The 17673-nt window shown below is 72.2% G+C and carries 16 protein-coding genes and 1 pseudogene; 9 read left to right on the top strand and 8 right to left on the bottom strand.

The features are described 5' to 3' along the window. The first annotated feature begins 10 nt into the window (after positions 1–10). The 3 genes from BLASA_RS12355 to BLASA_RS12365 all read left to right on the top strand — a co-directional run bounded on the left by BLASA_RS12355 (position 11) and on the right by BLASA_RS12365 (position 5032). Positions 11–3076, top strand: coding sequence for a DEAD/DEAH box helicase (locus BLASA_RS12355; RefSeq protein WP_014376489.1), 3066 nt, complete (start codon positions 11–13; stop codon positions 3074–3076). Then, positions 3073–3915, top strand: a complete 843-nt coding sequence (locus tag BLASA_RS12360) for an SWIM zinc finger family protein (RefSeq protein WP_014376490.1) — start codon at positions 3073–3075, stop codon at positions 3913–3915. The genes BLASA_RS12355 and BLASA_RS12360 overlap by 4 nt, the downstream gene beginning before the upstream one ends. A gap of 61 nt (positions 3916–3976) precedes the next feature. Beyond that, the gene (locus tag BLASA_RS12365) at positions 3977–5032 is read left to right on the top strand and encodes a DUF2293 domain-containing protein (RefSeq protein WP_014376491.1); all 1056 of its coding nucleotides are present in this window, start codon (positions 3977–3979) and stop codon (positions 5030–5032) included. Between the two features lie 218 nt (positions 5033–5250). Here BLASA_RS12365 and BLASA_RS12370 read toward each other — a convergent pair whose 3' ends face one another. From BLASA_RS12370 to BLASA_RS25060, 3 genes are all read right to left on the bottom strand, one after another. Continuing rightward, complete coding sequence (locus BLASA_RS12370; RefSeq protein ID WP_014376492.1) at positions 5251–5667, bottom strand: PIN domain-containing protein; 417 nt, start codon at positions 5665–5667, stop codon at positions 5251–5253. After that, entirely contained in the window at positions 5664–5870 is a 207-nt protein-coding gene (locus tag BLASA_RS12375; RefSeq protein WP_014376493.1) for a hypothetical protein, read from the bottom strand. The genes BLASA_RS12370 and BLASA_RS12375 overlap by 4 nt, the downstream gene beginning before the upstream one ends. Before the next feature lie 287 nt (positions 5871–6157). Next, positions 6158–6295 carry a hypothetical protein gene (locus BLASA_RS25060; protein ID WP_166486540.1) on the bottom strand — a complete coding sequence of 46 codons (138 nt, stop codon included), beginning with the start codon at positions 6293–6295 and terminating at the stop codon, positions 6158–6160. 217 nt (positions 6296–6512) lie between these two features. On the opposite strand from BLASA_RS25060, the gene BLASA_RS12385 reads away from it, so the two are divergent. From BLASA_RS12385 to BLASA_RS24570, 3 genes are all read left to right on the top strand, one after another. Next, positions 6513–7808, top strand: a complete 1296-nt coding sequence (locus BLASA_RS12385; RefSeq protein WP_014376495.1) for an acyl-CoA dehydrogenase family protein — start codon at positions 6513–6515, stop codon at positions 7806–7808. A gap of 1035 nt (positions 7809–8843) precedes the next feature. Next, positions 8844–9209 carry a DsrE family protein gene (locus tag BLASA_RS12390; RefSeq protein ID WP_014376497.1) on the top strand — a complete coding sequence of 122 codons (366 nt, stop codon included), beginning with the start codon at positions 8844–8846 and terminating at the stop codon, positions 9207–9209. Positions 9210–9310: 101 nt separating this feature from the next. Beyond that, entirely contained in the window at positions 9311–10051 is a 741-nt protein-coding gene (locus tag BLASA_RS24570; protein ID WP_051004971.1) for a LuxR C-terminal-related transcriptional regulator, read from the top strand. Positions 10052–10331: 280 nt separating this feature from the next. Here BLASA_RS24570 and BLASA_RS12400 read toward each other — a convergent pair whose 3' ends face one another. After that, complete coding sequence (locus tag BLASA_RS12400; protein WP_014376499.1) at positions 10332–11240, bottom strand: NAD-dependent epimerase/dehydratase family protein; 909 nt, start codon at positions 11238–11240, stop codon at positions 10332–10334. Between the two features lie 212 nt (positions 11241–11452). Here BLASA_RS12400 and BLASA_RS24255 point away from each other — a divergent pair. The 3 genes and pseudogenes from BLASA_RS24255 to BLASA_RS12410 form a co-directional block, all read left to right on the top strand. Continuing rightward, positions 11453–11647: pseudogene (locus BLASA_RS24255) on the top strand (type II toxin-antitoxin system Phd/YefM family antitoxin); the annotation flags it as partial. A 97-nt stretch (positions 11648–11744) separates the two neighbouring features. Beyond that, entirely contained in the window at positions 11745–12833 is a 1089-nt protein-coding gene (locus BLASA_RS12405; protein WP_014376501.1) for a hypothetical protein, read from the top strand. Positions 12834–12865: 32 nt separating this feature from the next. Next, positions 12866–13786: a hypothetical protein gene (locus BLASA_RS12410; RefSeq protein ID WP_014376502.1), complete on the top strand. Its 921-nt coding sequence runs from the start codon at positions 12866–12868 to the stop codon at positions 13784–13786. 88 nt (positions 13787–13874) lie between these two features. Here BLASA_RS12410 and BLASA_RS26295 read toward each other — a convergent pair whose 3' ends face one another. The 4 genes from BLASA_RS26295 to BLASA_RS12430 are packed head-to-tail and all read right to left on the bottom strand — an operon-like array spanning position 13875 to position 17591. Next, a complete protein-coding gene (locus tag BLASA_RS26295) occupies positions 13875–14282 on the bottom strand; it encodes a DUF2752 domain-containing protein (protein ID WP_041775739.1) in 408 nt (135 codons plus the stop codon). Further along, positions 14282–14755 carry a CD225/dispanin family protein gene (locus BLASA_RS23480; RefSeq protein WP_014376504.1) on the bottom strand — a complete coding sequence of 158 codons (474 nt, stop codon included), beginning with the start codon at positions 14753–14755 and terminating at the stop codon, positions 14282–14284. The genes BLASA_RS26295 and BLASA_RS23480 overlap by 1 nt, the downstream gene beginning before the upstream one ends. Beyond that, positions 14752–15240, bottom strand: a complete 489-nt coding sequence (locus tag BLASA_RS12425; protein WP_014376505.1) for a hypothetical protein — start codon at positions 15238–15240, stop codon at positions 14752–14754. Before BLASA_RS12425 ends, BLASA_RS23480 begins: the two co-directional genes overlap by 4 nt. Beyond that, positions 15237–17591, bottom strand: coding sequence for a CHAT domain-containing WD40 repeat protein (locus BLASA_RS12430; protein WP_014376506.1), 2355 nt, complete (start codon positions 17589–17591; stop codon positions 15237–15239). Before BLASA_RS12430 ends, BLASA_RS12425 begins: the two co-directional genes overlap by 4 nt. Positions 17592–17673: the final 82 nt, after the last annotated feature.

Below are 17673 nucleotides of genomic sequence, written 5' to 3' on the forward strand. Positions count from 1 at the left end.
AAAGCGGCGCATGCTCGTCGTCCACGCCCTGTGGTCGCCCGGCCGTGGGCCGCTGATGTGGGGCCTGGACAGCGATCGGGCCGTCAAGAGCACCAGCCAGGCCGTCCGGTCGGCGCGTGCGCACCCGTTCGCGGCGGCTGCGGAGGTACTGACCGAGGTCCACGCCGGAAAGCCCGCCACTGCCATGCTGCTGCTTCCGTCACTGCGGACGGCGCCGCTCGACTCCCCGGAGCTGGTGCGCAGCACCCCACGTCCCTCGCCGCAGCGGCCTCCTGCCCTGCTGCCATGGGTCGTGCCGGCGCTGCTGGTGGACGTGGCCGATCTCGCCGAGGCATCTCCGCGGGTCCGATACGGAGCCTCGGTCGTTCATCTCCGGGCACTGGCGACCTTCGCCGACGACCTTGCCGCGCGGGGCCGCGTCCTGCCGTCCGTCGACTTCGAGACGGGGCAGCCCGCGGCGCGCTGGCGGCCGGTCGTGACCGGCCCGGACGCGGTGCGGATGCATGGCCTGATCGCCACGATGCCGCCGGTGGCGCGCGCCGAACAGGAGGGGCCGAACGGAACCGCCGGGCAGGATCCGTCCCGCCTGGTGGCCGACGCCCTCGCCGTCCTCGTCGACCGGGCGGTGCGGGAGTCCCTCGCCCGGTCAGCGTCTCCGCTCGCCCTGCTCCCAGCTCGTCGCGGTCGCCGCCCCCGCCAGGCACCCGCGGCCGAGGCATGGCTGTCCGCCCTGACCACCGCCGATGCCCGGTTCCCCGCCGATTGGCCCGTCTCGGAGGCGGACGTCGCCGCATTGGCCGAGAGGCTGTCCGCCTGGGATGCCGTCGGCGCCGAAGCCACCGGCCCGGCGCGTGCCCTCTTCCGCCTGACCGAACCGCCGGTGGACCCGTCCGGACGGGATGAGACGGCCCTGCACCCCGAGTCGTGGCGGCTGGAGTTCGTCCTCCAGTCGACCACCGACCCGAGTCTGCAGGTCGGCGCGGAGCAGGTGTGGTCGGCCCCGGCGGGGTTGCAGCGCTGGATCGACCGCCCTCAGCACCTGCTGCTCGGCGAGCTGGGACGCGCCAGTTCGGTCTACCCGGACCTGGGTGCGGCGCTGCGCGCACCGGAGCCGTCCGGCTGGGATCTCGACGTCGATGCCGCCCACCACTTCCTGACCACTGGCGCCGAGCTGCTGGACGCCGCGGGCTTCGGGGTGCAGCTGCCGGCCTGGTGGGACCGCAAGCGGAGGATCGGGCTGGTCGCCTCCGGGCAGAGCACCCCCGCCGACGCCGCTGTCGTCTCCGGCGGGATGCATCGGGAGGCGCTGGCCGACTTCCGCTGGTCGATGGCCGTGGGCGAGGACGTGCTCGACGAGGAAGAGATCGCCGAACTGGTCGCCGCCAAGGCGCCGCTGGTGCGGCTGCGCGGCCGGTGGATCGCCGTCGACCCCGACCGGCTGCGCCGCGGCCTGGAGTTCCTCCGCCGACCCCGGACCACCGTGTCGGCGGCCGACGTGCTGGCGCTCGCCGCGACCCACACCGACGACCTCGACCTGCCGCTCCCCCTCGTCGATGTCCACGTCACCGGCTGGGTCGGCGACGTGCTGGCCGGCACCGCCGACCGCACCCTCCGTCCGGCCGACCCACCGGCCACGTTCACCGCGCAGCTGCGGCCCTACCAACGGCGCGGCCTGTCGTGGCTGGCATTCCTCTCGGCGCTCGGCCTCGGCGCTTGCCTGGCCGACGACATGGGGCTGGGCAAGACGATCCAGCTCCTCGCCTTGGAGGCCACCGATCGCGCCGCGCCCGGCGCTGCCGCTCCCACCTTGCTGCTGTGCCCCATGTCACTGGTCGGCAACTGGCAGCGGGAAGCGAGCCGATTCGCCCCCGAGCTGCGTGTCTACGCACACCACGGCCCCGGCCGCCTGCACGGCGAGGAACTGACGGCCCAGCTCGCCGAGGTCGATCTCGTGGTCACCACCTACGGGACCGCCGTCCGCGATGTCGAGGAACTGGCCGCCCATAACTGGCACCGGCTGGCGCTCGACGAAGCCCAGGCGATCAAGAACAGTCAAGCGACCGCGAGCCGGGCTGTGCGCCGGATCAGCGCACGCCACCGGATCGCCCTGACCGGCACGCCGCTGGAGAACCGCCTGTCCGAGCTGTGGTCGATCATGGACGTGCTCAACCCCGGGCTGCTCGGCGCCCCGGAGCGGTTCCGCTCCCGGTTCGCGATCCCGGTGGAGCGGCACGGGGACGACGAGGCAGCGCAGTTGCTGCGGCGGATCACCCGGCCGTACCTGCTGCGCCGGGTGAAGACCGACCCGACGATCATCGACGACCTTCCCGAGAAGATCGAGGTCGTCCAGGACTACCGGCTCACCCCCGAGCAGGCCTCGCTCTACCAGACCGTCGTCGACGACATGATGGAGAAGATCGAGGACTCCGACGGAATCGAACGGCGCGGCCGGGTACTGGCCGCAATGGCCAAGCTCAAGCAGGTGTGCAACCACCCAGCGCAGCTGCTGCACGACGGCTCGCCGGTCGGGAACCGGTCGGGCAAGGTGACCCGGCTCGAGGAGATCCTCACCGAGATCCTGGCCGAGGGCGACAAGGTCATCTGCTTCACGCAGTTCACCGAATTCGGCGACATGCTGGTGCCGCACCTGTCGGCCCGATTCGACCAGGAGGTGCTGTTCCTGCACGGCGGCGTCTCCCGGCGCCGGCGCGACGAGATGGTGGCCCGCTTCCAGTCCGCCGACGGGCCGTCGGTCTTTCTCCTCTCGCTCAAGGCCGGCGGCACCGGGCTGAACCTCACCGCTGCCAACCATGTCGTCCACCTGGACCGCTGGTGGAACCCGGCGGTGGAGAACCAGGCGACCGACCGGGCGTTCCGCATCGGTCAGCGACGCACCGTCCAGGTCCGGAAGTTCTGCTGCGCGGGCACCCTGGAGGAACGCATCGACGCGATGATCCAGAGGAAGCGCGCGCTCGCCGATCTCGTGGTCGGTGACGGCGAGGGCTGGCTGACCGAGCTGTCCTCGGCGGAACTGCGGCAGCTGTTCACTCTCGGTGCCGAGGCGGTCGGCGAATGAGCTACGACTGGTACCCGCCTTCGCGGCCGCGCCCGGTAGACGGCGGCGTGCGGGCCCGCAGCCGGCGCGGCCACATCGGGCAGCACTGGTGGTCGGCGCGGTTCATCGAAGGGCTGGAGTCGATCGGTGTGGGCGGCCGGCTCTCCCGTGGCAAGCGGTACGCCCGGGCGGGGCAGGTGGTCGAGCTGCGCATCGATGCCGGGGCCGCGGTCGCGCTCGTCCAGGGCAGCCGGGCCCGGCCGTACCGGGTGCGGGTCGGGGTCGTCGCCTTCGGCAAGAGGGAGTGGGCCGGCATCGAGCAGGCCCTCGCCGCCGACGCCTGGTACACGGCGAAGCTGCTGGCCGGTGAAATGCCGCCGGACATCGAGGAGGTCTTCGCCGCCGCGGGGCTCGACCTGTTCCCGGCGGGGGTCCGCGACCTCGCCATGGATTGCAGCTGCCCGGACAGCGAGGTCCCGTGCAAGCACCTCGCCGCCACCCTGTACCTGCTCGCCGAATCGTTCGATGACGATCCGTTCGCCGTCCTCGCGCTGCGCGGCCGGTCCCGGGACGAGCTCCTGGCGAACCTCGGTGCCCGCCGCGGCGGCACGGCAGCGGGCGCCGGCTCCGTCGAGGCGCCGGGTCCTCCCCCGCTGTCGGAGGTCCTGGATACCTTCTACACGGCACCGCGACCGCCGGCGGGCCCGTCGCCGGCCGCGGTCGCCATCGACAGTCTGCTGGACCAGGTACCCGCGGGCGGGATCGCTGTCCGCGGGCGGGACGTCGTCGAACTGCTCCGGCCCGCGTACCGGGCGTTGGGCGATCGCGCGGCAACCGCGCCTCCACCCGCCGAACGGTGATCCTCGATGCTGAGACGGTTCACGTCTTCGGGCCGCTGTCGGCGGACAGATGCGCGGAGGTATGCACGCTGTGGGGACGTCGATCGAGCAGCGGGTCGCCCGGGCGGCCGAGGCCGCGTTGCAGGACCACGACTACGTGGCCGCCGTCGACGTGCTCATCGGCATGGGCTGGCTGCAGCCGGTGCACCGCGATCAGTGGCGGCAGGGTCGGGTGCCCTACCTCGAGCGGGTGGTGCAGGCCGGCTTGGGCAAGACCTCGACGGCGATGCGGGCGTTGCCGCGCTGGGCCCGCGAACAGGGACTGCAGCCGAGCGAGACCGCCTACCTCGCCCGAACCCGCGACCGCAGAACGCTGCGGTTCTCCGCCAGCGGTGACCCGTCCATCGAGCGGGCCTACCGCACGCACTGGGTTTCCACGGCCCTGTCGGAGGCCAAGCGCACTCGCGTCACCGAGCAGGCCAGCCGGCCGCCGGACCTCGTCGTCGTCTCGCCGCTGAAGGACTGGACGTGCGCGACGTGTGGCGGGACCGGGGAGTTGCTGCTGATGGCGGACGACGCACCGCTGTGCCTGGTTTGCGCCGGCCTCGACCACCTGGCCTACCTGCCCGCCGGCGATGCCACCCTGACCCGCCGCGCGAGGAAGGCCAGCCGCCTGTCGGCGGTGGTGGTCCGCTTCAGCAGGTCCCGGCAGCGCTACGAGGGCCAGGGGATCCTCGTCGACGAGCAGGCGTTGGCCGAGGCCGAGTCATCGTGCCTGGCCGATGCAGAGGCGCGCGCCCGCCGGCGTGCCCGCGATGAGCAGCGACGGCGCGAAGCGGACAGCGAGCTCGCCGAGCAATTGGCCGAGGAGATCAGGCGCCTGTTTCCGCGATGCCCGCCGGAGCGCGCCGCCGCGATCGCCGCCCACACCGCGGCACGGTGCAGCGGGCGAATCGGCCGCACCGCCGCGGGCCAGCGCCTGGACGAGCAGGCGGTCGAGTTGGCGGTCGTGGCCGCCGTTCGCCACCACGACACCGACTACGACGCGCTGCTCATGGCCGGCGTGCCGCGCAACGAGGCCCGCGAGCGCATCCACGGAGACCTTGCCGCTGCCCTCGACCGCTGGCGCAGGCACTGAGGAGAGGCAGGCGGACACCGGCGTCCGGCGGGAACGTGATGCCGGCGAGGCTCGCCTTCGAGACCTTCGCGGCATCATGCGGCCCGGTAGCGTCTTGGTCCGCACTCCGCTGAGAGCAAGAAGCAGCAGGCGACACCGGAGAGTGTCACGGCGGCAGCTGTGTGCGTATGTAGCGTGTCGCCCCTCGGACACCAGCTCATGCACCCGTGGGAGTGCGCCTACACGGACCCTCGTGGCACAACCCATCGGTGTTCGAAGTCGAGCACTTCGGCGGCGATCTCGAAGTCGCTGTCGTAGTGCAGGACCATCGACCCGTGCTCGCCCGCGAGCACTGCGGTCAGCAGATCGGCGATGCCCACCGCCCGGTGGCGCCCGGTCAGAGCCAATGAGCGCTGCGCGTCGAAGGCGCGCTGCCAGTGGACGTCGTCGGTCGGCAGGTACTCGTACGCGTCGCGGCGGTCGGAGCGCACCTGCTCGTACTCCGCCGGACCGCGGGCGCTGTAGAGCGCCTCGGCATCGAGGGTGGCGCAGGTCGCCACGAGGCCACCGATGATGAGGGGCTCCAGCCGATCCGCTACGGCCGGCAGCCGCATCCTGGCCGCGGCGCTCGTGTCGATGAGGAACCGCGCGATCACCGCCACACGTCAGCCCGCTGACCGGGGTCTGCCAGCGTCTCCACACCACCCTCACGCAGCCAGGCGACCTGCCGCGCACGGGCGGCCGCGCTCGCCGCCTGGCGCAGGGCGGCGCGGACCGTATCCGACACTCCGGTCGTGTTCAGCTCCCGTTGAGCCAGCGCCAGCAAATCGTCGTCGAGGTCGATCAAGCGCTTCGTCATCAGCCAAGTCCTCTCCGCGTATATACCGATCTATAGCAATATATATGCAGCGGCAGTGCCGCACAATCAATCGAATACCAGCCGTCCTCAGGCTCGAAGCCGTGTGCCTATGTAGCGTGTCCGCCCTCGGACACGGAACGGAAGCCCACGGTGGGACCCGTGGGGCTTCCGTCGTTCCGGGGAACGGCGTCGCTCCCGTCGTCACGACGGCGGAGCCGTCTCGTCGGAGTACACGTCGATTCGGCCTGCGCGCCGACGGGTGTCACGCCCACGCTGGTGCAGCCGAGTCAGCGCATCCACTCGGCGACGGTCTGTACAGCCTCGTGCGGCGTGCGAATCAGCCGGGGCGCCGCGGCGGGGCCGCGCACCTGCTGCGGCTCCGCTGCATCGGAGCCGGTCAGGCAGGCGACGATCTGGTCCGACACCTGCAGGGGCAGGGACTGCGGCGTATCGGGCGGCAGGTGGTTCTCGGCGCATCGGGACCCGTCTCGCTCGAAGGCTCCTATCCGGTTCGAGCGGCTGACCGCCGCTATGCCACGCTCGAAGTGCCGTCCTACCGGGACCATGTCGTGCCGCGCTTTTCACCTCACTCCCGGCGGAGACCACCCGGCCGTCGAACGAACCAGCTGAGAGGGACACCTGATGCAGACCGCTGAGCCAACGGAGCTGTTCGACCTACGCATGAGCGAGGAGGCCCGGCCGCTCTACGACCGCGTCGTCCGGTTCCTCGAGGACGTGGTCGCGCCGATGCAGGAGGAGTACTTCCGGCTCGGCGAGGGGCGCGCCGACCCGTGGACGTACGCGCCGGGTCAGGTCGAGGCGCTCGACGCGGCCAAGGCCAAGGCCAAGGAGGCCGGCCTCTGGAACTTCTTCCTTCCCGACTCCGAGGTCGGCGGCCTGACGAACCTCGACTACGCCTACATCGCCGTCGAGCTCGGCAAGTACCCGCTCGGCTCCGAGTCGCTCAACTGCTCGGCCCCCGACACCGGCAACATGGAGGTGCTCGAGCGCGTCGGGACCCCCGAGCAGAAGGCCCAGTGGCTCGAGCCGCTCCTCAACGGCGAGATCCGCTCCGCCTACGCCATGACCGAGCCCGACGTCGCCAGCTCCGACGCCAAGAACGTCCGGCTCCAGGCGGTACGCGACGGCGACGAGTACGTCCTCGACGGCGAGAAGTACTACATCTCCGGGGCCGGCGATCCCCGCTGCAAGATCATGATCGTCATGTGCCAGACGAACCCGGACGCGCCGGCGCACGCACAGCAGTCGCAGATCCTCGTGCCGATGGACACCCCCGGCGTCGACGTGCTCGGCCCGATGCAGGTGTTCGGCCGCGACGACGCACCCCACGGCCACATGCACATCCGGTTCACCGACGTGCGCGTGCCCGCCTCCAACATGCTCCTCGGGGAGGGCCGTGGCTTCGAGATCAGCCAGGTGCGCCTGGGGCCCGGGCGCATCCACCACTGCATGCGAGCCATCGGCCAGGGCGAGAAGGCGCTCGAGCTGATGGTCCGCCGGGGCAAGTTCCGGGAGGCGTTCGGCAAGCCCATCCTGAACCTCGGCAAGAACATGGAGCTGGTGTCGCGGGCGCGCATCGAACTCGATGCCTGCCGGCTCATGGTCCTGAAGGCCGCCAAGGCGATGGACGTGCTCGGCAACTCTTCGGCCCGCGTCTACGTCTCGGCGGTGAAGGCGATGGTGCCGGAGAAGGTGTGCCAGATCATCGACCAGGCGATCCAGATCCACGGCGCCACCGGGGTGTCGCAGTGGACGCCGCTGGCCGGCATGTACACCAGCCAGCGCACCCTCCGCCTGGCCGACGGCCCCGACGAGGTGCACCACTTCGTCGTCGCCCGCCACGAGGCCGGTCGCTACGCCGAACCCGCCCCTGGTCGTTCCGAGGCCCTCGGCGACGGGGTCTTCGCCGGCCCCTGAGCACAGGCCCGCGAGCGGAGCGCCACGGGCACGCGGACCACGGCGTCGCGGTGGCCACCTACCAGCACGCGTTCCCGGCAGGGGCGTCGATGCTGCCGAGCGGTCCAGCCGACCGCTCGGCATGGATGGCCGGTAGACGGCTACCGAGTTCGTCGTCTCCGACGCTCAGTCGCAGCGTCGCGGCCGGACGGGTCGGCAGACGCTTCCGATGGACGTCTCTCGAGCCCACCGACGAAAGGGCCCGGTCACCGTGGTGGCCGGGCCCTTTCGTCGGTGGTAAGGGGGACTGCGCCGGCCCGCCGTTTGCGGCGCAGCGGCGGCGTGCGGGGGTTCTTCTGTCTCTGGTGGCGGCGCCTCACAGGCCGAGAGCGGCACGCAGCCGGTCGGGATTCATCTACCTCGCGCCGACTCGGGTCTGCCGCCGCCCGCCGTGGCGTGACACCGGAGAGCGCCGGGATCGACTCGTCCAGCCACGCCTGCTCGTGCTGGCGGATGAACTCCTCGAGCGCATCCGCGAGGCGGGGCTCGGCCGGACCGGGCGACGTGGTCGACCTGCGTGTCGTTGCGGAGTTCGACGACCAGAGCATCCCCCTGCACTGAAGCGCGCACATCACAGCCCTGCTCGCACTCAGCCGCACGGTCATCGCGGACCGGGTGCAACCGTGTGCGCATGTAGCGAGTCGTCCCTCGGACACCGAGTTGAACCCCCACGGCCACTGGCCGATGGGGGTTCTGCTGTTTCTGCGTCGCGACGTCAGGCGTAGTCACCGTCTCCCTGCCGGGGCCGACCAAGGCCCGCGCCGGACTCGCCACCGGTCATGCCGCTGGGCGCCCGCGGGTGGTCGACGGCCGGGGAGGGACGGCCACATCCTGCGGAGGCCCCCTCGACGGGCTCGTGAACCACGGCGGGCATGACGTCGAAGCCGGGCAGTCGTAGGGAGAACACCGGATGTCCCAGTCGGGCCCTGTCCCTAGCGTGCGAGATGCGTTCACACAGGAGCCGCGAACGCCACCACGAGCGGACAGGAGAAGGCCATGAGCGGAAAAGCCGTGATAAGCCTGAGCACCGGACTGGAGGACAGCGAGAAGGTGACGGTCGCGTTCCTGGTCGCGGTCGGGGCCGCCGAGTCGGGGCGGCCGACCCTGATGTTCCTCACCAAGGAGGCCGTTCGACTCGCCGTCGACGGTGTCGCAGTCGCCGTTGCCTGTGACGGCTGCCCGTCGCTGACGGACCTCATGAAGCGTTACGAGGTTGCCGGCGGCCGGTACTACGTGTGCCCGATCTGCCTCAACGCCAAGCGGCTCGACCAGGCGACCCTCATCGGCGCCGCCGAGGTTCAGGGAACGGTGCCCATGTGGGCATGGATTGGCGACGAGGGCGCCACGACCTTCAGCTACTGAGCGGCTACTGGGCCGCGCGGCACACGGTGAGGGGGCGTGCGGTGGCAGCAAGGCGGGGACCCGTCTTCGCTGCCACCTACCTCGCCAGCCACGATGGCTCTGTGCGGCAAGTCGATGTCCGTCCCCTCGATCCCGGCACGCCGGACCGGACACGTCTCGTCGGGCGTACCGCCCTGACCGACGTGGCATTCGGCGAGACGACGATCACCCGTGAGGTGATGCAACCCGGCTGGCGGTGGTCGGACGACGTCAAGCCCGTGGTCGGCACCGACCTCTGCCAAGCCGGCCACAGGCTCTACATCGTGTCCGGACGGATGCAGGTCGTGATGGAGGACGCCGACCTGAAGCTCGGCGAGGGCGATGCCGTCGTGATCCCCCCAGGCCACGACGCCTGGACCGTGGGCGACGACCCGTGTGCACTCGTGGACTTCTCCGGTGACTACAGCCACCTCATCGCCGCCGGTGATGCCTACCGCCGGATGGCCGAACCGGCACGACCGTCCCGCGGTCACCGCGGTATCCGTACGGACGCCGTCGCGGAACTGCGGGCCGACGCCCGCGCCGGTCGGCTCGACGGTGCGGCCGTGGAGATCGTCCTGAGCGCGGTCAGCCGGAGATCGAGACGGCTCTCCGGACCGGCGGGCCTGACTCCGCGGGAGACCGAAGTGCTGGTGCTGATCGCCACAGGAGCGTCCGCCAAGCAGGTGGCTCGCATGCTTGGCATCACGCCCAAGACCGCAGCGACGCACATCGAACGCATCTACGCCAAGATCGCCGTCACCAGCCGTGCTGCGGCGACACGCTTCGCCATCCACCACGGCCTGATTGATCCCGTGTGCTGAGAATCTCGCTCCAGGGTTTGCGCATCCAGTCGACGTCGCTGTCGTAGTGGAGAACCGTCATCCGCGCTCAGCCGCAGGACCACGCTCCACAGATCGGCGATGCCTACTGCTCGACGGTGGCCGGCCGGGCCGGGGCGCGCTGGACGTCGATACGCGGCGACCGGTGACCGTCGTCGGTGGCTCGTAGCAATGTTCGTCGCGACGCCCTGCTCGCGCTCCGCCGACGACAGCGCGTCCCCCTCCAGGGAACGTCGGAAGCCTCAAGGAACCCGCGAAACCGTCACGCGCGCGTCGTCAGGCCCTCCCGCAGCTCGTCCATGGCCTGCGCGAGGCTCACCCGCGGCGCCCAACCCCACCCGCTCGCCCGGTCGGTGAGCAACTGCCCGGTCCAGACCGGCTCGTCGGTCCACTCGGGCACGACACCCAGCGCGTCGGCCACCGTGCCGAAGTAGTTCCGCCACGTCGCCGGCTCGCCCGCGACGATGACCGGAGTCGTGCCACCGGCCACGGGGCCTCGCTCCGCGTCGCCGGCGGTCGCGACGGCGCCCGTGGCGACGTCCGCGATCAAGGCCGCCAGGTCGTCGACGTGCACCCAGGCCCAGGTCTTCGCCGGGTTCACCCGGCGCTCACCGTTCCGGATCTCCTGCGGTCGCAGCGTGTTCCAGACCGAGGTGTCGCCGGCGCCCATGATCGCCGGCGGGCGGACCAGCACGGTCGTGAGCCCGCCGACCTGCGCAAGCGCGGCGTCGGTGGCGTTCTTGGTGTCGGGGTAGTCACCGCTGCCCTCGGGCAGGAGGGCGCCGTCCTCGGCCACGTCCCCGACACCGGCCGAGCGGTCGTAGACCCCGGCCGTGGACACGTGCACGAGCCGGGCGACGCCGGCGTCCCGGGCAGCCCGAGCGAGGACCGGCGTGCCCTCCACGCCCACCCGGTGCTGGACCTCTCGGGACGAGCCCATCGGGTGGACCGTCGTGACGACCGCGTCGGCGCCCTGCGTCACCGCCCGGGCGAGGCCCTCGTCGGCGAAGTCGCCGACGTGCTCGGTGACTCCGTCGAGCGCGGGCGCGCTGGCGGCACGGCGGACGACGGCGCGCACCTGCGCCGACCGCTCGACGAGCGCCCGGCACACCGCGGTGCCCACCAACCCGTTCGCACCGGTCACCACGACGACAGGAGAGGACCTGACCATGCCGCCCACCCTGCCAGCGACCACACGACGGCGCCCACTGCGCGGTACGGCGCAGCGCCTCCCGCGAGAAGCGCGCTACGCCCCCGTGCCGGAGGCTTTCTCGACGAAGGTCGCCCCGGACGAGTAGCAGGCGGATCCCCTACGGACTCCTTCACCATGATCGGCTCACCCGACCACGATCGCGGTCATGACGACGTGCCGCGGTCAAGGCTCACTTCAGCCAGGTCATGGACGAGGTCTCCGGCACCCATGAGCGGGTGACGATCACCAAGCACGGCAGCCCGGTGGCCGTACTCCTCGCTGCCGAGGACCACGAACGACGACGTGATCCTCGGCATCCGGGGACCACCCGGTCCGCCGCGAGGACCATCGCCCCTGTCCCGCCGACGGCACGAGGGGCACAGTGATGCCTCGCCGGGGACGCCGACCGGGCGGCGGGTGGACGCGGGGAGCTCCCCGCGGGGGCCGCCGTCCCGGCACCGCACCACGGTGGAGGGGGCACCCGTGCTTCGCTGCAACGGACGGGGACGACCGCGCCGGGCGCTGGCCGGGTGCGGCCTGCTGCTGGCGGTCACCGCCGGTTGCGCGCGGCCCGTCGACGATCCGGGCGCTCCGCTGGACGGCCTGCGCGCCTGCCCGGCGGCCGGGTCGGTCATCGGGGTGTTCGTCGGCGCCGGGCCCACCGCCGATGCGGGCGACGGCCCGACCGTGCAGGGCGTCGACACGTGGACGCTGTCGGTGGGTGGTGACGTGCGGCGCCTCACGGACGACGGCGTCCACACGGGCGCGGTGATCGCTCCCGACGCCCGCACCGTCTACCAGCTGCGGAGCAGCGGCCGCGTCCTCGGCGAGTCACTCGAGTCCGCCGGCCTGGTCGAGACCCACGACCTCACCACCGGGCGGGTCACCCGGCTCGTCGAGCTCGGCGGGATCGTCGACCTGGGCGTCTCCGCCGACGGCCGGTGGCTGGCCGCGGCGCACACCGTCGAGGAACGCCCGGGCGCCGGGCACGACGTCAACAGCGTCACCGTGGTCGACCTCGTCTCGCCGGGCGTCACCCGGACGCTGCCGCGGGCACCCGACGCCGCCGCCGGCCTGTTCAGCGCGGTCACCGCCGTCGCGCTGAGTCCCGATGGCGCCCGCCTGGCCTATGCACAGGTGATCGAGATCGCGCGCGGCTCGGTCGCGCACACGCTGCGCATCCGCGACGTGGCGACGAACGCGGACGCCGTCGTCCACACGGCGGACGGGACCGACTTCCACGCCGACGTGGGGTGGTCGGCCGACGGCAGCACGGTCGTCGCGGCCGTGCGGCACCAGGCCGCGGGCGACACCGTGGAGTCCCCGCCCCGGTTCCGGACGGTGCGCCACGACGTGACCAGCGGTGCGACGACGGTCTCGGAGGGCTACGCGCAGGACGTCACGCCGGTGGCCCCGGACGCCGGCCGGCTGCTCGGCGTGGTCCCCGCCGCCGGGCAGGACGATCCGTCCCGCGCGCTGGTCGCGTGGGATCGGGGCGGTGGCCCGGGCCGTCCGCTGGCCATCGGCCGAGGGGCCCAGGACATCTCCGTCGCGACGTGCAGCTACCGATGAGCTCCAGAACGGAGCGGAGGAGGACGGGCCCCATGTCCACCCGGGCAGGCAGGTCATCCGGACGCGGGCTGGCGGTTGCCCTGGCCCTCGCCCTGGGGCTGACCCTGCTGGCTCCCGTGCCGGCCACGGCGGCGACGGTGCGCCTGCAGCTGTGGGACTTCAACGCCTGCGACCAGTACGGGCGCAACTTCCCCGACTGCCAGGTGACCCCCGAACAGCGCGCCGCCGCGATCGCGGCGAGCCTCGGCTCGACGTCCTGGACACCGAACGCCGCGACCCTCCAGGAGATGTGCCGCTCGACCTTCGACATGGCCCTCGCGGACCTCCCGCCCGGGTGGGTCGGCGCCTTCCACTCGACCTACACGACCACCGACACCCGCTGCCAGTCCGCCGATCCCGCGTGGGGCATCGCCGTCTTCGCCCGCAGCGACGTCCTCACCGGTCCGGTGCACCACACGCTCGGGGTGGAGACGAGCGGGGAGGAGCGGACGCTGCTGTGCGCCGACGTCACGGTGGGCATCGGGATGCGGCTGTGCACGACACACCTGACGTCGTCGTCGCAGAGCGGGGCCGCATCGCAGGCCGTCACGGCCGACCGCCTGGTCGACGAGTGGACCGCCGCCGGGATGCTGGTGGTCGTCGGTGGCGACTTCAACCTCGACGTGCGCCGGTGCCGCAACAGCAACGTCTCCACCGGTCTGAAGGGCTGGTACGCGGGCCGGTTCGGTGCCGGCAAGACCCGCTGCTACTCCGGCTCCGGAGACATGCACGAGGCCGACCGCTACCGCTCCGGCGGGGACGGCGTCTACGACGAGGACACCCTGGGCTCGGCGAAGATCGACCTGGTCTTCGCCCCCGGCCGGCGGTTGGCCACCGACTACGCCGGCGATGCGACGAGCTCGAGCGTCTCCGACCACGACCCGCTGCGGGCGGCCTTCACGGCCTCCGGCTGAACGAGCCGACGGGCTGCCGACACCGCTCGTGGGCACTACGCCCGTGCGAGCACCGGCTTCCGAGGACCGGTCGGACGAGACCGCCGGGTCACGGCGCCAGCACGGAGAACGGCGGTACCGGCAGGTTGCGGGCGACGGTCCAGAGGATCAGCAGGAGGCCGGCCAGCGGGCCGGCCCACCGCCGCGGGCGGGTGGCAGGGCGGTCGGCCAGAGTTCTGATCCCGATGACGGCGGAGGCCACGAGCACCACGACGAGCAGTGCGTTCCGGTCCAGCGCGACCAGGAGGTCGCCGTGGGTCAGGGCGTGCATCGCGCGGAGGCTGCCGCAGCCAGGACAGGCGAGCCCGGTCGCCGCCAGGAACGGACAGGTGGGATAGGTCCCGGGCCGTGACGGGTCGACCAGCCCGGTGAGCGCCGCCACGAGACCGAGCGCCGCCGCCCAAGCCGGAACTCTCCGCCACGGGCGCGCCCCGGCGCGGCCCTGGGGCGAGCACATCAGAAGGAGGTGCCCGAATCGGTGCCCGTGCTCCCTATGAGGATCAGCCAGACCACCACGCCGATGCCCAGGGAGATCCAGCACCACATCTTGGCCTTGTTGGACGCCTCCAGCGCGCCCGCGTAGTCGCCCCCGCTGTGCCGGTTGGCGACCTGGCTGGAGAAGTAGATCGCGGCCGCTCCGGTCGGCAGGAAGCAGAAGAGAGTCACCAGGACTGCCTGCACCAGGTAGTTCGGCGGCGGTGCCATCGGCCAGCCGGAGTGGTGCGGCCACGGGGGCGCCGGTTGGTAGGGGGACGGCCCACCGTAGCCAGGCGGGGTCACATACCCCTGGCCCCCGTAGCCCTGCTGTGGCGGGGCCTCGTGCGGCGTGGTCCACGCAGGACCGGCGGACCCCGGTTCCTGCGCCGGTCGCTGCCAGTCGGTGGAGCCGCCCCAGTCGTTCTCCCGATCCGGGTCGTGCGGGATCGTCACGGTGTCCCCTCCCTGGCCGGCGCACCCGTCCGTGGCTCGAACCGCAGCCAGGCGCGCTCCTGCGGGTCCCACACCCAGCGGCCCGGCTCCTCCCCCGGATCCAGGGCGAGGGCCTGCCGGAACGCCTCGTCCGGCAGGCCGGGCGTGAAGACGAACTGCGCTCCCGTGCTCTCGCTCTCGAAGATCACGCTGGCCGGAGCCCGGCCGACCCCATCGCGCTCGCGGCCGAGCAGCCGCTGCACCCAGGACTGCAGCGCGGCGTAGGTGTCGCCGGCCAACCGCTCGAACACGGTCTTCAGAAACGGGCCCACCACCGAGCCGCAGAGCAGGACGACGACCGACAGGTCGGCGCTGCGCCGCACCGGCTGCACGCGGCACTCGACGTCCAGACCGGCGCGCTCGAGTTCGGCGACCGCGTCGAGAGCCGGGTCTGCTGACAGGCTCGCGGGCCAGTAGATCTCCACCGTCGGCGTCGTCGCGGTCATGCAGGGCTCCCTTCGGACGACGAACGCCAGATCTCCAGCCGACCGGCCGAGTCGACCGTCAGGAGGGAGCCGTCGACGCGGAAGCGCAGCCCCTTCAGCGACCGGGACAGCGTGGTGCGGCTGAAGGCCTGACCATGGCGGCCCCACACGCACAGCGTGCGGTCGGCGCCTGCCGTGGCGAGGAGACCCCCGTCTGCCGCGAAGGCAACCAGGTCGACGCTGGCGCCCTGCTCCGTGCGATGCAGCAGAGCGCCGGACCACCCCCAGACGCTGGCCCGCCCGGCTGCCGATCCGGTGACGAGCCGGTCGGGAGCGACGTCCATGCACCGGAGCGCGGTCGGATGCCGCCAGACGGCGGTGACGCGCCCCTGGACGTCGAACTGGCGAGCCATCCCGTCGTCGCCGGCCATGCAGACGTGCCGGTCGTCGGGGGAGAAGGCGACGGCGGAGATCTCGCGCAGCCCGCGGGACTCCCCATGCACGCTGGCGTCCGGCGGGACCGGGAGGTCGCGGACCTGGGCACCGTTGCTGTCGTAGACACGTAGCCGTCGCTCCCCCGCCGCGGCCAGCCAACGGCCGTCGCCGCTGAAGGCGACGGCCTCGACTCGCCGGCTCGCGGCGCGCAGCACCCGGACCGGCACCTCCGTCTCCAGATCCCACACCACCACCAGCCCGCCGTCATGGGTGCTGGCCACGTGCCGGGGCCAGGGGCCCCAGGCGACGCGCCGAGCGGGCTCCCTGCCCGGCAGCGCGCACTGGGCGAGACACCGCCCTGACCGCGGCGACACGATCCGGACGACGCCGTCAGAGCAAGCGAGAGCGACGAGGTCACGCGGCCCGACCGCGGCGTGGCTGCACGAGCCCACGCCCTGCAGCGCCCCGATCCGGTCCGCCGCCGGTACAGAGGCTCCCCCGTCCGGTTCTCGGACGTCCGGAGTGCCGAGGCGTCCTGCTCCGGTCTGCCCCATGGCCTCCGGCCGGCCGCGTAGGTCCGGGCCATCCACCCAGTCACGCGCGGCTGCCGGCCGCGGCGGCAGGGAGGGCGCCGCGGCGGTGCCGGCGCCGGATGGGCTGTCGCGTCCCGCCGATGGGCCCGAGCCGGTGGCCGTCCTGGAGCCGGAGGCTTCGCCGGCCCGCAGGGTCTGAGCCAGCCGCATGCGCGTGGCGCCGAGCCAGTCGGCGCCGGCCTGCACCATCCCGCTCCCGCCGTACGTCCCGGTCGCGGCGGGCACCACGCCCCGTTCGTCGGACCGGCTGGGTGGGCTGAAGAGATGGGTCTCCTCCGAGGCCAGGAAGAGGACGGGTGTGGCCCACTCGAGACTGGTCATCGTCATCTTGACGCTCTCTCGTGCCAGTCTGACGGCCTGGTCGACCGGCAGCCCTCGGGCCAGCCCCTCGTAGAAGGAGCTGGAGAAGGCCAAGGCGGCGGCGTCGGTGATCTCGTACTGCATGGCGACGACAGCGGGCACGCCTTCGCGCATCAGCTTGGCGGCGGTACTGGAGAAGAAGCCCCCGGCACCGGTGACCGCCGACTCGCACGCGTTGAGCACCACCAGGCGCAGGTCGTGGTTGGCGGCGAGGAGTCGCCCGAGGTCGGTGGCCAGGATGGGACGGGCGTGGCCTTGGTCGTCGGAGAGTTCCAGGTATCCGGATTCCTGATCCTCGTCGAAGCCGCCGTGGCCGACGAAGTGCAGCACATGCCAGGGCCGGGAGCGGATCGCCTCGGCGAGGTCGCTCCACCGGTCTCCCGGCAGCCACTGGATCTCCACCATGTCGGTGCTGAGCCGGTTGAGTGCGCGGGTGAGGTCAGCTCGCTCGCGTTCCGCATCCAGCGCCGGCAGGTCGGCCGGCCGGGAGAGGATGCCGAGGACTCGGAGGGGTGGGGCGAACGGAAGCGGCGCGACCGGCTCCATGAGATGCGGGGAGCGTGCGACTGGCAGTCGCAGCGCCAGGTAGTCGTCGTCCCGGTCGGGATCGATCACGAACTCCCAGGGGATTCGCGAGACACCGGGACCGTCGGGGTTCACCAGCACCCGCAGGTCCACCCCCTGCTCCCGCGCCTTCTCGCGGCACCGGGCGAACAGGATCCGGATCCGGCCCGTCAGGAGTGCCCGGGAGAGCTCCGCACCGAAGTCCTGCGCCGTCCGTTCCGGTGCGGCGGCCCGGCGGGTGACGAGGTGAGCCGACGAGCGAACGAGGGACTTCTCGACCGCCGTGAGCCGCCGCTCCAGCTCGGGGCCGGAGAAGGGCGCGGGCAGCTTCTGCACGGTCCGGCCGAAGGGTGAGTCGCAGAAGACGACCCAGGTGTCATCGGACTCGACGACGTCGAGCCGGAAGGAGATATCCCCCACCGCATGCCCCCTCCGACGGTCAGTGGAGTGCCGATGCCGCCCGGTGACGGAGGGACGGCGACAGGTGTCCCGAAACTGCCAC

Origin of the sequence: Blastococcus saxobsidens DD2, assembly GCF_000284015.1 — a bacterium.
Taxonomy (GTDB): Bacteria; Actinomycetota; Actinomycetes; order Mycobacteriales; family Geodermatophilaceae; genus Blastococcus; species Blastococcus saxobsidens_A.

Bases quoted from the DNA above. Each gene is read 5' to 3' on its own strand.
- BLASA_RS12360 (WP_014376490.1), top strand. From the start codon at position 3,073: ATGAGCTACGACTGGTACCCGCCTTCGCGGCCGCGCCCGGTAGACGGC.
- BLASA_RS12425 (WP_014376505.1), bottom strand. From the start codon at position 15,240: ATGACCGCGACGACGCCGACGGTGGAGATCTACTGGCCCGCGAGCCTG.
- BLASA_RS12375 (WP_014376493.1), bottom strand. From the start codon at position 5,870: ATGACGAAGCGCTTGATCGACCTCGACGACGATTTGCTGGCGCTGGCT.
- BLASA_RS12400 (WP_014376499.1), bottom strand. From the start codon at position 11,240: ATGGTCAGGTCCTCTCCTGTCGTCGTGGTGACCGGTGCGAACGGGTTG.
- BLASA_RS12385 (WP_014376495.1), top strand. From the start codon at position 6,513: ATGCAGACCGCTGAGCCAACGGAGCTGTTCGACCTACGCATGAGCGAG.
- BLASA_RS12355 (WP_014376489.1), top strand. From the start codon at position 11: ATGCTCGTCGTCCACGCCCTGTGGTCGCCCGGCCGTGGGCCGCTGATG.
- BLASA_RS12365 (WP_014376491.1), top strand. From the start codon at position 3,977: ATGCACGCTGTGGGGACGTCGATCGAGCAGCGGGTCGCCCGGGCGGCC.
- BLASA_RS26295 (WP_041775739.1), bottom strand. From the start codon at position 14,282: ATGTGCTCGCCCCAGGGCCGCGCCGGGGCGCGCCCGTGGCGGAGAGTT.
- BLASA_RS12410 (WP_014376502.1), top strand. From the start codon at position 12,866: ATGTCCACCCGGGCAGGCAGGTCATCCGGACGCGGGCTGGCGGTTGCC.
- BLASA_RS12390 (WP_014376497.1), top strand. From the start codon at position 8,844: ATGAGCGGAAAAGCCGTGATAAGCCTGAGCACCGGACTGGAGGACAGC.